Source organism: Stutzerimonas kunmingensis (assembly GCF_014764705.1).
Taxonomy (GTDB): domain Bacteria; phylum Pseudomonadota; class Gammaproteobacteria; order Pseudomonadales; family Pseudomonadaceae; genus Stutzerimonas.
On record NZ_JACXXG010000004.1, the window covers coordinates 32,805 to 45,745 of the forward strand.

A 12,941-nucleotide genomic window follows, 5' to 3' on the forward strand; every position below is an offset into this window, starting at 1 on the left:
CGCTGCTACAGCGAGGGAGTCCAGGTGACGGCGAACAGTGCGGTGCGGCCTTCGGTGTTATATCCGTAGCGGCCGTTGGCGGTGCTGTAGGTGGTTTCCGCATAGTCCTTGTCGAACAGGTTGTTCAGCTTCAGGCCCAGCTTCACCTCCGAGTTGGCCTGCCAACTGCCACGCAAGCCAAGCAGTCCGTAGCCGCCCAGCTCGATGGTATTGTCGGCGTCGTCATAGCGACCGCTGACGGCTCTCCAGCTAGCGCCTACCGAAAACTTGCCCAGCTGCCGGTCCAGATCCAGGCTCAGCGTGCGCTTGGCGCGACGGGCGAGTGTATGACCGCTATCGCGATCGCGTGGGTCGATCAGGCCGGCCGCGAGGCTAGCCTGCCAACCGAACACGTCCTGCCGGAGCGTGGCCTCCAGGCCGTTGATCCGTGCTGTCTGGACATTGTGAGGAATCCAGAAGGCGTCCGAGACGATGGCGTCCTCAATGTCAGTGCGGTACAGCGACAATTCCAGCGAGCCGCTGTCGCTATAGCGGTTGCGCCATTGGAGCTCATAGCTCTTGGATTTTTCAGGTGCTAGATCAGGATTTCCGAACCAAGAGTTATAGAGTTCGTTGAATGTCGGGGCGCGGAACCCCTCGCTGTAGGACACGATCACGTCGTTGCGGGTATCCAGCGGTACGGTAAGCGCCGCGTTCCAAGTGTTTTCGCTTCCGTACTGCTCATTCTTGTCGTGGCGTAGGCCAATCTCTGTAGAGAACGCATTGCTGGTATAGCGGTGCTGGATGAAGGCTGCCTGGTTCCAGCGTGAATCCTGGGCAAAGTCGCTCGAACTGTGCAGTTGGTCCTCATGCCAATCGGCACCGAGTAACAATTGATTCGCCGGATCGAGCTGAAGTGTATTCACCCAGCTGGCCGAGTCACGATAGGTCGAGTAGCTGTAAAACATATAGGCAGGAGCCAGTGGGGTGTCGTTTCCGGTGTCTCGCTTGTCCTCACTGTGCCCGACTTCGAGTCGGCTGCTCCAGACACTACTTAGCTCCGCGTCGATAAACCCGGAGATGCTGCTCAGTTGGAAATCAGTGGTCGGTTTGGATGTGCCGCCCAGGTCGTCGAACTCGTTCTCACCTCGCTGATCGATTGCGCTCACGCCGACTTCAACCGAGTCATTAAAGCGGTGCGCAAGATTCAGGCTAAGCGAGCGATTTCTGTAGGCATCGTCATCACCGTTGGCACCAAAGCTATCGCGCGTGGCGTCTATACCTTGGGTTTCATCCAGCGCGGCCCCCAGGTTGAAGCGAGTCTGGCCATTCCCACCGGAGAGGTTCAGGCTGCGTTCGAAGGTGCCGTCGCTTCCTGCCCCGAAGCGGACCGCAGGCGCAAGCCCCTGACCGCTGCCTTGCCGAGTGAAGATCTGCACCACCCCGCCGATGGCATCCGAGCCATACAGCGCAGACCGCGGGCCGCGCACGACTTCGATCCGCTCGATCTGATCGGGGCTGAGAAATTCGAGGCTGCTGGTGCCGCTGGAGGTCGCTGCGATGCGCTGACCATCGACCAAGACCAGGGTCTGGGTGCTGGAGGTGCCGCGAAGGAACAGGCCGGTTTGGCTGCCAGCTCCGCCTGTGCGGGTAATGCTTACGCCCGGCACGCGTTCTAGCAGCTCGACGACGCTGCGAACCTGCAGCCGCTCGATATCTTCACGGTTGAAAACGGTGGTAGCCGCTGGGGTCTGGCTGCGTCGCTGTGGTTCGCGGTTTGCGCTGACCACCGTGTCGGACAGCTTAAGCGCTTCTTCTCGCGACAGATCGGCTGCGTATGCGTGAGCACCAGGCAGCAGCGCCACGGCCAGGGCAAGTCGGGACAGTTTCATTCTTGGAATTCCTCAAAAGATCGCAGACTTTTGAGGAGGGCAGGAACAAGCGCGGGGATGACGGGCAGCAGCGCTTGACGGTGCTGCCCTCCGCAACACCAGTCGAATCCGTCAGGCCGGTCTCCGGGCTTTCGACACGCATCACGCTCACCTTCCCATGTCGGAACACAGTGGCTGTGGAGCGGACGGCGATCCCTGAGGATCGCGGTCGATTACCGTTGCGGGGGCAGCGCCGGCCTTGCTCATCGAGCGCACCGGCTTCCCGTTTAATGCGGACCTTGCGGTCGTGCACACCTGGGCGGATAAGAAAACGCGCGAACCTTACGGCTGGTGCTGGGGAAACACAAGCGGACGAATGGCCGCAAGGTCAGTGGTATCCAAGCAAAGCCGCGTCCCAGGGCCGCTCGAGCGTTGCTCGAAAAACATCCAGCCGCGATGGTGCGCAATGTTCAGCGATCGGCGCTGACTTGCGGGCGCCTACATTGGGCTCGAAGCCGCCGAGGTCGTGCCGACCGTCGCCAAGCGACGGCGGCATGTCTGCGCGACAGCGCCGAGCTTTATGAAAGCCCCCCGACAATCTGTAGATCACTCTGCCCATTGCCCTGCCGGCGCACCTGGATCTGCACTGGAATGCGCTCGTGCATTTCCGCCACATGGGAGATCACCGCCACCTTGCGGCCCTGGGCCTGCAGCGAATCCAGCGCGTCCATGGCGATCTGCAGCGACTCGGGGTCGAGGCTGCCGAAGCCTTCGTCGATAAACAGCGACTCGATCCTGAGCTTGCTCGAGGCCATCGAGGCCAGGCCCAGCGCCAGGGCCAGCGAAACGAGGAAGGTCTCGCCGCCGGACAGCGAATGCACCGAGCGCACCTCGTCGCCCATCTCGGTATCCATGACCAGTAGGCCCAGCGGGCTGCCGCCACGCTTGAGCCGGTAGCGCCGGGCCAGTTGGCGCAGCTGCACATTGGCATGCTGCACCAACAGGTCGAGGTTGTAGGCCTGGGCGATCTTGCGGAAGGCGCCGCCGTCGCTGGAGCCGATCAAGGCGGCGATGCGCCCCCAGCGCTGATGCTCGGCCCGTGCGGCGTCGATCTGCGCGAGCAACGCCTGGCTCTGGCTGCGGCGCTTGTCGTCGTCGATCAGCTGGGCGCGGGTTTCCGCGCAGCGCTGGTCGGCCTGCTCGCATTGCTGCAGTTGCTCGGCATGGCGCTGCTGCAGCTGCTCGGCATCCAGGGCTTCGCTCTGCTGCTGTTTGTGCAGGTTCAGGCGGTTGAGGCAGCCGTCGAGACGCTCGCGACAGCGGGTCAGGTTTTCGCTGTTCTCTCGCAAGCGCTGGCGCGCCTCGGCAATCAGCTGGTCATCCATGTGCAGCAGCTGGGCGAGGGTGGCGTCGTCCAGCTGCGGGTGGCTGGTGCGCCAGGTGGCCAGTTCCGCTTTCAGCGCGTCGCGTTCCTGTTCCAGTTCGGCTTGGCGCTGGCGACAGTTCTGCTGCTCGCTGTGCAGTCGCGTCAGGCCAACCTTGCTCTCGTTGAGCTGCCGATTGATCTCGGCCTGGGTTTGCCGCGCAGCCTGGATGGTCGCGTCCAGCTGCTGTTGCCAGGCGCTGGCGCTGGTCTGTTCGCCAAGGCTGGTACGCAGCGCCTGCTGGCAGGCCAGCAGCAGTTTCTCGCGCTCGGTCAGTCGTGCGCTGCAGCTTTCCTGTTTCTCTTGGCGATGGCGTTGTTGCAACTGCTCGTCGCTGCGGCGCTGCTCGCACTGGCGCAGCTCATCGGCCAGCTCGGTCTGCGCCTGCAGTTGCTGCAGCCGCGTGGCGATGCTGGTGTCCAGCTGCATAAAGGTCTGCGCCGGATTTTCGCGCCAACGCTGCAGTTGTTCGGTGGGCAGCAGTTCGGAGAAGGCCGCCAGCTCCTCTTCGAGCTGTTGGCTGTCGCGGGCCAGGGCATCGTGTTGGCGGGCGAGTTGCTGGGTCGCCTCGACGCAGGCCTCGCGCGCGGCCTGCCAGGCCTGCTGCAGGGTTTCGCTGCGCTGTTGCAGCGCGAGCAGTTGCTGCTGACGCTGGCTGGCGTTGGCGATCTGGTCTTTGAGTGTCGTCAGCTGCGCTTCCAGCCATAGCGAACGCTCGGCTTCCGACTGCTCAAGCAATCGCGAGTGTGCGGGCAGGGCGAGCAGGCGCGGTGCCAGGGCCTGCAGCTGCGCCTCGACTTCGCCCTGGCGTTGTTCCGTCTGGCGCAACTGCGTGCTGAGCGCGACATGGCGATCGCGCAGTTCCTGCAGACGCTGGTCCTGTTCCTGCAGCGACTGGCGAGCGCGCTCGGCCTCGCTGTCGTCGTGCCGGTCGAGACTGGCGAGCAGCGCATCGGTGCGCTGCCAGGGATGCTCGTCGCTGCCGCAGACCGGGCAGGGCTCGCCGGGGACGAGCGCCGCACGCAGCGCTTCGACATTCTCGCTGCGTGCCAGGCGTTGGCGTTCAAGCAGGGCGAGGGTGACCTTGAGCGCCTGCTCGGCAGCATCACGGTCACTGCGAAGCTGTTTGCCCTGCGGTACCAGGCTGTCCAGCTCGGCCTGCTGGCGGATGTGAGCGTCGCTCAGTTCGCGCTGGCTGGCGGTGAGCGTGAGCTGCTGCGCCCAGAGTTCGCGCAGGGCCTCAGTTTCGCGCTCGGCCTGGCGCCATTCGTCGAGCTGTCGATGCAGCTGGGCCAGCTGTTCGGCCAGCCCTAGTTCGCTGTCGCGCTCGCGTTGCAGATTGTCCAGCGCCTCGCGCGCCTGGCTTTGCCGGGTTTCGGCAGCCTTGGCCTGCGCTTCCAGTGCCGGGAGTTCGCCCTGACCTTGCTGCAGCCGTGCCGCCAGCTGGACGGCCTGTTGCAGACGCGGACGGTAACCGCCCCAGGCTGCACAGAGCGGTTGCAGCGCTGCGCTCGTCTCGAGTTGCTGCGTCAGCGTTGCTAGCTGTTCGGCGGCGCGCTGTTGCTGCTCGCCGAGCTGCTTGAGCGTTGCCTCGCCGGTGCTCGCCGCGGCATCGGCCTGGACGCTTTCTTCGCGGATCGAGGTTAGGTCGGCGTTCAGATGGCTGAGGCGTTCCTCTTCACGGCGCGCCTGGGCCAGCCGCGGCTCGGCGTCCTGGCGCGCCTGTTCGGCCGAACGCAGTTGCTCGCTGGCGGCGCTGCATTGGCTCTGCAAGGTGTCGAGACGTTGCTGCAGGCTTTGCGCCTCGTGCTGCAGGCGAGTGAGGCTGTCGGCGGCCTTGCCCAGCAGGGGTTCGAGTTCGTGCTGGCGCAGAAAACGATGGCGCTGCGGCGCGAGCAGTTCGAACAGGTCGAGAATACGGCGGGCTTCGGTCAGATTCTCGCGCTCGTCTTCGGCGCCCTGCAGCTGCTGGCGCGCTGCTTCGCGCTCGTTTTCCAGGCGCTGCAGTTCGCTGAGCCATTGCCGCTGGGCTTCCAGCTCCTTGAGCTGCTGTTGCAGCTTCTTCAATTCTTCGAGCTGGGCCTGATGTTCGCGCTCCAGTACTTCACGCTGCTCGGGCTCCAGCGGCTGCAGGCCGCCGGCCTGCTGTTCAAGGCGAGTCAGGCTCTCCTTCGCCTGCTTGGCGGCCTCGAACGCGGCCTGGCCGAGGCGACTGTAGAGGCCGGTATCGGTGAGCTTTTCCAGCAGGGTGCCACGCTCGTTGTCGTCGGCCTTGAGGAACGCGGAAAACTCGCTCTGCGCCAGCAGCACGGCGCGGGTGAACTGGGCCAGGGTCAGCCCCAGGCGCGCTTCCAGGAGTTCCTTGAACTCGCGCTTTTTACCGCTGGCCAGGAGCGTGCCGCTGTCGAGATCGGTGAGGCTCTGGCTGCTGGCCTGTAGTTTGCCGTCGATCTTCTCTTTGGCACGCCTGACCTCCCAGCGCGCGCGGTAGCGGTGGCCGTCGACACCGACGAAATCCACCTCTGCGTAGCCGCTGCCACAACCGCGGCGCAGCAGGTTGCGCTCGTCGCCACCGCCGATCTCGGCTTCGACGTCGGGAACCTTGTTCAGCGGTGAGACGCTGTCGAGCCGGGGTGTGCTGCCAAACAGCGCCAGGCACAGGGCGTCGAGAATGGTGCTCTTGCCGGCCCCGGTAGGCCCGGTGATGGCGAACAGTCCGGCGCTGGCCAGGGGTTCGGCGGTGAAATCGATGGTCTGTTCGCCGGCCAAGGAGGCCAGGTTCTTCAGGCGGATGGCGAGGATTTTCATCGGTCGTCCTCCTCATGGGCGAACTCGACTCGTTGCAGCAAAGTGGCGAAATCGTCCAGCGCCTGCTCGTCCGCCGGGTTGCCGTACTGTTCTTCCCAGGCGCGGGCGAACAGTTCCTGCGGGGTGATCTGGTCGAGGCCGAGCAGCACGTCCGATTCCGTTTCGCCGCGCTTGCCGGCGTATTCGCTGGCGATGCGCACCAGCCGGCAGGCCTTGCCGGTTATCGCGGTTTCGATGCGCTGGCGCAGGTCCGGCAGCGGCTCGTCGAGCAGCACGCGTACCTCCAGCCAGGGCAGGTTGTCGTCGAACAGACCCGTGGGCGGCAGTGCATCCAGCGCGGTGATGACGTCAGCCAGCGGCGCGCGGCCGATGCGGATCATTTCCACCGCGCGCGGCACCGGCAGACTTTCGACCTGCGCCAGCTGCTCGCCATCGAGTTCGACCAGCAGCACCTGATGCGGGTAGTTGACCTCGGCGAAGGACAGCGGCAGCGGCGAGCCGCTGTAGCGGATGCGCGCCTGCCCGGCGACCTGCTGCGGCTTGTGCAGGTGGCCTAGGGCGACGTAGGCGACCGATTCGGGAAACAGGCTGGCTGGCAGGGCCTCGGCGTTGCCGATAACGATATTGCGCTCGGACTCCTCCGAGACCGCGCCGCCGGCCATGTGTGCGTGACTCATGGCGACCAGCGCCTGGCCGGGCTGGCGTGCGGATTCGGCAGCAGCGATCAGCCGCTCGTGGACCTGACGGATGCCGGTCATGTAGTCGTCGCCCAGCGTCATTCCGGTGACTTCGGCCGGACGCAGGAAGGGCAGGGTGAGACACCAGGCGGCGGTGTTGCCAGCGGCGTCGTGTAGCGGCACCAGCAGCCGCTGGTGACCCAGCTGGCCCTCGGCGACCCAGCTGATGCGACCGACGGCGTGTGCGTTGAGGCGCTTCATCAGCGGCGCTGGCAGTTCGATACGCCCGCCCGAGTCGTGATTGCCGGCGATCATCACGATGTCCAGCTGCGGGAGTTTTTCGTGGGCGCGGACGATGAAATCGTAGAGGCGCTCCTGGGCCTTGAGTGGCGGGTTGACCGTGTCGAACACGTCGCCGGCGATCAGTAGGGCGTCGGCGCGGTGGGTGATCAACTGGTCGAGCAGCCAGGCGAGGAATTGTGCGTGTTCGTAGTCGCGGTCCTGGCCGTGGAGGGTCTGGCCGAGGTGCCAGTCGGAGGTGTGGATCAGGCGCATGGGCTCAGGCTCATTGTGGGCGGGTGCAGTGGCGAACCGCTGGCGTGGGATGGGCGGTGGGTGGTTGCGTCGGATGTAAAGGCTTGTGGGCGCGGTTGGATGTGGCTGTCACTTATCGTGCTGGTATGACGCGCTGGTTTCGCCCTGCTGGGCGACTCACTTTTTTCAGTCGCGAAAAAAGTAAGCAAAAACGCTTGCCCCTCCATCCGGCCCCGGCTGCGCCGGGGTTCCCTCGTTCCGGTGACGTTCCAAGGGCCCGCTGCGAAGGGCCATCCCTGGCCCATCGCAGCTCTCGCGGCATCCATGCCGCTCAACCCTTTCCACGCCACCTGCACTCGGCCTCCTGAAAGGGGCGTTTGGTGTTGCCTGAAAGGTCGTGCAATTGGGGATGGGCAGGGGGCGCTGTAAATGGCCGAACCCACGCTCTGCTTGGTTGCGTTGTCTGTAGCTTGGGTAACGCGACGCTTACCCACCGGTTTGCAAAGTAACCCGCCGTGGTCCGGCAACACCTTGCTTGAAGCCAGCGGTGGAAAATGTTGATCAGTGTTCCACCTTATATCGGGACACGTCATGACGGTACGTCCCTGTCCCGTCATTCCTCGCTCGGCGTCCATTGCTCGCGTCCCGCTGTGCAAGGGCTGAGTTCGGCCTCCTGAGGCGGATTCCAGTCCGGGTCGCCTGATGGATCGAAGGCTAACTACGCTTTGCTTCGCAGTTGACTTTGCTTTGTGCGTTTCCATGCGCGGCCTGACAGGCAGCACCAGATTCCCCTTCAGTAGGGAGAGCGGAATCGTTGCGCAAGGGGGTGAGCCGCATGGATGCGGCGAAAGGCTTAAAGGGCCATGGATGGCCCTTGTAAGCCGACCCCTGGAGCGGCGATGAAGCGAACGAACCCTGCGCGTAGCGCAGGGCCGGATGTAGGGGCGCGCTTTCTTTTGCTTACTTTTCTTTGCGCGTGCAAAGAAAAGTGAGTCGCCCAGCAGGGCGAAACCTGAGCCAAACGCCAAGGAAATCGCGCCGCTCACATACCGAGCTCCGTGCCGACGCCCTTCACGGCCAAGAGCGCCCCCAAGAGCCCTCACGAGTACAACCACTCCTTCAACGCCTGCAGATTCCCCACCTGCAGCTGCTGCGCCGCCGCATTGGCCTGCACGGTATTCGGATCGATACCGAAGCGCTGCAGCACGTACTGCACCAGCGCTCCGCGCGTCTCGACCGGCAGCTGGCCCTCGACCATGCCGAAATCCACCTCGATGATCGCCTTCTGTGCCGGGCTCAATCGTGCGTCCGGCTCGATCAGCACGGTCACCGGCGTGTTCCATGCCTCGTCCTGTTCGCGGGTGTGTTCGCTGGCGTCCATCAGGTCCGGCTCGCCGCGGAAGCGGCTGAGCACGAAGTCGCGGTATTCGCGGTTCTTCTCGCAGTAGGCGCGCACATGCCAGCGCATGCCGGTGAACACCAGCGTGTGCGGCGCCATCACGCGGATTTCCACCTCGGGATTGGCCAGCGAGACATACTCGCTCTCCAGCCGCAGCCCCTCGCGACAGGCCTGCAGGATCGGCCGCAGCACCTCGGGTCGGATACTGCGGTCCGGCACCTGCAGCACTTCGGTATGCGCGTAGGCCAGCGCCAGGCCCTCGATATGCGGGGCGCGCACACGGTTCTGGTCGAGTAAATGCAGATAGGCGCTGGCGCTGCCGTCGATGAACAGCGGCTGGAAGCCTTTGGTCGGCTTGTAGCCTTTCAGGTGGCGGTCATATGTCAGGTTTTTGGGCGCATGTTCGTTCAGGTAGGTGTTGATGTCCTTCGATGCCTGCTGGCGGCTGATGCCGAAACTCTGCATCAGGTGGCCCGTGGTCAGGCGGCCTTCCCACCAGGCGATGGTCTCGATCAGCCGGTAGCGCAGCGCCAGGTCCCAGCGAATCTGACTGATCGATTGCTTGCGTTTCATCGCCTCTGCACCTGTTCCAAAGATTTACATGCCTATGTCGAGCAGGTCGACGTGTCGCGCAACGCTACATATATTCGGGGTATGTTTCAACTCGATCCGGTGGATGAGGAGACCCTGACATGAGCCTGATGATCAACGCGTTGGTGATGTCCTGCATGGCGTTCGTTGTAATGCTGTTTCTGGCCTGGCTGGCCTATGGCAGCGGCGATCGGAAGGGGTGATGAGGGTTACAGTTCTATGAAGATCAGTGGATTCCCGATGGACGGCATGAATCTCCGAGCGATGAACAGGGTCTTTGTCTCAGGCTCATTGCTAGAGATGCTTCATGAAGACTCTTTCCCGCTACCTGGCCGAAACCTTCACCTCGCAGTACCGCACGCGCGTCGAGCCGCAAGCGGACGGTCGCCTGCTGGTGCATGTCGGCTACCCGATCAATGGCACCCACGCCACGCGCATCATGGCCGGGCACCAGGTGCAGAACACCCTGCTGGTCGAAACCATACTCGAAGACATGCGTAACGAACTGGCTCGTCCGCAATGATGCTCAGCGCGTCGCCGGCAGTGCGATGCGCACCCGCAAACCGCCCAGCGGGCTTTCTTCCAGACTCCACTCGCCACGCCAGGCCGTCAGGATATCGCTGACGATTCCCAGCCCCAGGCCGTGACCTTCCGCCGACTCGTCCAGCCGTACGCCACGGTTGATGACCTGCTCGCGTTGTGCCGCCGGGATCCCCGGTCCGTCGTCGTCCACCAGCAGGACGAAGCCATCGCCGCTGCGCTCGATGCTCAGCTCGACGCGGCTACGGGCCCACTTGCAGGCGTTATCCAGCAGATTGCCCAGCAGCTCGAGCATGTCCTCGCGATCACGCGGCAGGCGGCAGCCGGCGGGCGCCTGCCAGCGCAGGTCGAGGCCGCTGCGGTGGATCATCGCCAGCGTATCGAACAGTGCCGGCAGTTCCGCGTCGCAGTCGAAATGCGCACCGGGCAGCACGTCCACCGATAGCCGCGCGCGGCCCAGTTCGCGGCTGACCCGTTGCTGGATCTGCTCCAGCTGCTCCTGCAGGCTGGCCTGCAGTTCGGGGTGGGCGGCGAGTTCTTCACGTTGCACCAGGCTGCCGAGCACTGCCAGTGGCGTCTTCAGCGCGTGACCGAGGTTGCCCAGGGCGTGTCGCGAGCGCTGCAAGGTGTCTTCGGTGTGGCTGAGCAGGTGGTTGATCTGCTCGACCAGCGGCTGCAGCTCGACGGGCGCCTGCTGGTCCAGCTGCTGGCGCTGGCCCTGCTGCAGCTGGGCGATCTGCTGCCGCGCGCGCTCCAGTGGGCGCAGTGCCAGTCCCATGGCATAGCGCTGCAACAGCAGCAGGGCGAGCAGGGCGAAACCGACCAGGCCGAGGCCGCTCAGCCGCACGCGGGCAAAACTTTCGAGGACCGGCGTGTAGTCCTGCGCCACGCTGATGATGATCGGCTGGCCGTCGCGGCGGTACTCGGCGCGATAACCCAGCAGTCGCTGTTCCTGCGGGCCGTCGAGCAGTTCGTCCGCCAGGCCCGCGCGTTCCGGCCATTCTGGCGAGGCGTCCCACAGCGAGCGGGAGCGCCAGGTGCGCTCGGGCAGTTCGATCTTGAAATAGTGGCCGGAGAACGGCCGTTGATAGCGCGGGTTGAGGCGCTGCACGTCCAGCTGATCGCCGTTCGGCCCCTTCACCAGGGCAATCAGCAGGCCCTCGGTTTCCTCGCGCAGATCGGTTTCCAGACTGCGCCTGAGGCCTGACTCGAAGAGCCACAGGCTGGTCTGCACCAGCACCAGCGCGACCAGTAGCAGGGTGGCGATCAGCGCCAGGCTGAGGCTGCGCTGGATGGACTTCACGGCTGGCCGCCGAAGCGATAGCCCTGGCCGCGGCGCGTCTCGATCAGTTCGCGGCCGAGCTTGCCGCGCAGCCGGTTGATATGCACCTCGATGACGTTGGAGTCGCGCTCGGTTTCACCGTCGTACAGGTGTTCGGTCAGCTGGGTTTTCGACAGCAGCTGCCCTGGATGCAGCATGAAATAGCGCAGCAGGCGGAATTCACCGGCGGTGAGTTCGATGTCCTGGCCGTCCTTGCGACAGCACTGGCGCGACTCGTCCAGCTCCAGGCCGCCGGCCTGCAACATGGGCTGGTTGGCCAGGCCGTGGGCACGGCGCAGCAGCGCCTGGATGCGCAGCAGCAGTTCTTCGGGATGAAAGGGCTTGGTCAGGTAGTCGTCGGCGCCGGCCTTGAGGCCGTCGATGCGCTCGGCCCAGGAGCCGCGCGCGGTAAGGATCAGCACCGGTGTGGTGAGGCCGCCGGCACGCCAGTCGCGCAGCACCTCCAGCCCCGGTTTGCCAGGCAAGCCGAGGTCGAGAATGATCAGGTCATAGGGCTCGCTGGCGCCTTGGTATCCGGCGTCGCGGCCATCGGCCAGCCAGTCGATGGCATAACCGTTGCGGCTGAGGCTGGCGACCAGTTCATCGGCCAGTGGAACATTGTCTTCGACCAGTAGCAGACGCATCAGTCTTCTTCATCCTTGAGCAGGCGCCCGTCGCGGGCATCCAGTTCGAGCTCGCGGGCAACGCCGTCGGTGGTGAGCAATTCGATCTCGTAAACGTAGATGCCATCCTCCTCTTCCAGCTCCGCTTCCAGCAGGCTGGCCCCCGGATAGCGCTCCATGGCGCGCTGGAGCAGAGCTTCCAGCGGCATGATGAGGCCCTCGCGGCGCAGCCGCAGGGCCTCATCCTGGTCCAGGTCGCGGCTCGCCGCCGGAGTGGCAGCGAGCAGCAGGGTCAGTGGAACGGTTATGAAAAGGGGGGCACGCATGGATGGCCTCAGTCGTCCTGATGGTCCTTCAGCACTTCGCCGGTCTTGGCGTCGAGCTCGACGTCCCATTGCACACCTTTGTCGTCGCGCAGTTCAAGCTGATAGACGTAGCGGCCGTACTCTTCTTCCAGCTCGGTCTCTTCGACGGTAGCGCCGGGGTGCTTGGCCAGTGCCGCTTCGTTGAGCTTCTCGAACGACTGGATGGTGCCGGCATCGCGCAGCTTCAGTGCTTCGTCGGGACCGATGTCCTTGGCCATGGCCAGGTTGGCACCGAGGGCGAGGGTGGCGGCGGTGAACAGCGTAGTCAGTGTTTTCATGGTTTTGATTCCTGTGGTTGGTTTCGACGATTCACAGGTTACGGGGGCTTGCTTAAACGAAACTGAACGTCGCCAGGCGGCTGCGAATGCACCGTTCGGGCGAGGGCGAACCGCGCCATGGGGACTACGCTTGCTGCAGGTCAGCACGACCGATCGATCGGGGTGAGTCGTCATGAAAACCGTGTTTCTCGTACTGCTTGCGACCCTCGGGCTGAGTGGCCAGGCCTCTGCCGAGGATCTGCTGAAGCCCTCCACCACACCGCCACCGGTCGATGATGTGGCGGCTGGCAACAGCCTGGAGGCCGAGCCCGCTTACCAGGCCGAAGGCGTGATCCGCGCCATCGATGCCCGGCAGGGCAGCGTCACCATCGCCCACGGGCCGGTGCCGGAGTTGAAGTGGCCGGCGATGGTGATGCCGTTCAAGGCGGACGCCGCACAGCTCGGCGGGCTGGCCGTGGGCGATGCGGTGGAGTTCCGCTTCAGCAACGGCGAGATGGACCCGCAGATCGTCTTCATTCGACGGCAGTAGCC

General features: G+C 64.5%; 10 protein-coding genes and 1 riboswitch. Of the genes, 2 read left to right on the forward strand and 8 right to left on the reverse strand.

Annotation, left to right across the window (positions count from 1 at the left end):
* Positions 1-5: 5 nt before the first annotated feature.
* The 4 genes from IEG05_RS05025 to IEG05_RS05040 all read right to left on the reverse strand — a co-directional run bounded on the left by IEG05_RS05025 (position 6) and on the right by IEG05_RS05040 (position 9,265).
* Positions 6-1,871: a TonB-dependent receptor domain-containing protein gene (locus IEG05_RS05025; RefSeq protein WP_046617779.1), complete on the reverse strand. Its 1,866-nt coding sequence runs from the start codon at positions 1,869-1,871 to the stop codon at positions 6-8.
* A gap of 97 nt (positions 1,872-1,968) precedes the next feature.
* Positions 1,969-2,185, reverse strand: a riboswitch (cobalamin riboswitch).
* A gap of 243 nt (positions 2,186-2,428) precedes the next feature.
* Positions 2,429-6,082, reverse strand: a complete 3,654-nt coding sequence (locus IEG05_RS05030) for an AAA family ATPase (RefSeq protein WP_046617780.1) — start codon at positions 6,080-6,082, stop codon at positions 2,429-2,431.
* Entirely contained in the window at positions 6,079-7,314 is a 1,236-nt protein-coding gene (locus tag IEG05_RS05035; RefSeq protein ID WP_046617781.1) for an exonuclease SbcCD subunit D C-terminal domain-containing protein, read from the reverse strand. The genes IEG05_RS05030 and IEG05_RS05035 overlap by 4 nt, the downstream gene beginning before the upstream one ends.
* Before the next feature lie 1,078 nt (positions 7,315-8,392).
* Entirely contained in the window at positions 8,393-9,265 is an 873-nt protein-coding gene (locus tag IEG05_RS05040) for a helix-turn-helix transcriptional regulator (protein ID WP_046617782.1), read from the reverse strand.
* Between the two features lie 325 nt (positions 9,266-9,590).
* On the opposite strand from IEG05_RS05040, the gene IEG05_RS05045 reads away from it, so the two are divergent.
* Positions 9,591-9,806 (forward strand): hypothetical protein, encoded by a 216-nt coding sequence (locus IEG05_RS05045; protein WP_003281738.1) that lies wholly within the window; start codon positions 9,591-9,593, stop codon positions 9,804-9,806.
* Between the two features lie 3 nt (positions 9,807-9,809).
* On the opposite strand, the gene IEG05_RS05050 is transcribed toward IEG05_RS05045, so the two are convergent.
* The 4 genes from IEG05_RS05050 to IEG05_RS05065 are packed head-to-tail and all read right to left on the reverse strand — an operon-like array spanning position 9,810 to position 12,410.
* Entirely contained in the window at positions 9,810-11,126 is a 1,317-nt protein-coding gene (locus IEG05_RS05050) for a sensor histidine kinase (RefSeq protein WP_014821558.1), read from the reverse strand.
* Positions 11,123-11,788: a response regulator transcription factor gene (locus tag IEG05_RS05055; RefSeq protein WP_014821557.1), complete on the reverse strand. Its 666-nt coding sequence runs from the start codon at positions 11,786-11,788 to the stop codon at positions 11,123-11,125. The genes IEG05_RS05050 and IEG05_RS05055 overlap by 4 nt, the downstream gene beginning before the upstream one ends.
* On the reverse strand, positions 11,788-12,093 hold the full coding sequence (locus tag IEG05_RS05060) for a PepSY domain-containing protein (protein WP_125877783.1): 306 nt from the start codon (positions 12,091-12,093) through the stop codon (positions 11,788-11,790). Before IEG05_RS05060 ends, IEG05_RS05055 begins: the two co-directional genes overlap by 1 nt.
* A gap of 8 nt (positions 12,094-12,101) precedes the next feature.
* On the reverse strand, positions 12,102-12,410 hold the full coding sequence (locus IEG05_RS05065) for a PepSY domain-containing protein (protein ID WP_003301967.1): 309 nt from the start codon (positions 12,408-12,410) through the stop codon (positions 12,102-12,104).
* A 172-nt stretch (positions 12,411-12,582) separates the two neighbouring features.
* Between IEG05_RS05065 and IEG05_RS05070 the strand changes: the two genes are divergently transcribed.
* Complete coding sequence (locus tag IEG05_RS05070; protein WP_041014967.1) at positions 12,583-12,939, forward strand: copper-binding protein; 357 nt, start codon at positions 12,583-12,585, stop codon at positions 12,937-12,939.
* Positions 12,940-12,941 lie beyond the last annotated feature (2 nt).

Bases quoted from the DNA above. Each gene is read 5' to 3' on its own strand.
- IEG05_RS05025 (WP_046617779.1), bottom strand. From the start codon at position 1,871: ATGAAACTGTCCCGACTTGCCCTGGCCGTGGCGCTGCTGCCTGGTGCT.
- IEG05_RS05030 (WP_046617780.1), bottom strand. From the start codon at position 6,082: ATGAAAATCCTCGCCATCCGCCTGAAGAACCTGGCCTCCTTGGCCGGC.
- IEG05_RS05035 (WP_046617781.1), bottom strand. From the start codon at position 7,314: ATGCGCCTGATCCACACCTCCGACTGGCACCTCGGCCAGACCCTCCAC.
- IEG05_RS05040 (WP_046617782.1), bottom strand. From the start codon at position 9,265: ATGAAACGCAAGCAATCGATCAGTCAGATTCGCTGGGACCTGGCGCTG.
- IEG05_RS05045 (WP_003281738.1), top strand. From the start codon at position 9,591: ATGAAGACTCTTTCCCGCTACCTGGCCGAAACCTTCACCTCGCAGTAC.
- IEG05_RS05055 (WP_014821557.1), bottom strand. From the start codon at position 11,788: ATGCGTCTGCTACTGGTCGAAGACAATGTTCCACTGGCCGATGAACTG.
- IEG05_RS05060 (WP_125877783.1), bottom strand. From the start codon at position 12,093: ATGCGTGCCCCCCTTTTCATAACCGTTCCACTGACCCTGCTGCTCGCT.
- IEG05_RS05065 (WP_003301967.1), bottom strand. From the start codon at position 12,410: ATGAAAACACTGACTACGCTGTTCACCGCCGCCACCCTCGCCCTCGGT.
- IEG05_RS05070 (WP_041014967.1), top strand. From the start codon at position 12,583: ATGAAAACCGTGTTTCTCGTACTGCTTGCGACCCTCGGGCTGAGTGGC.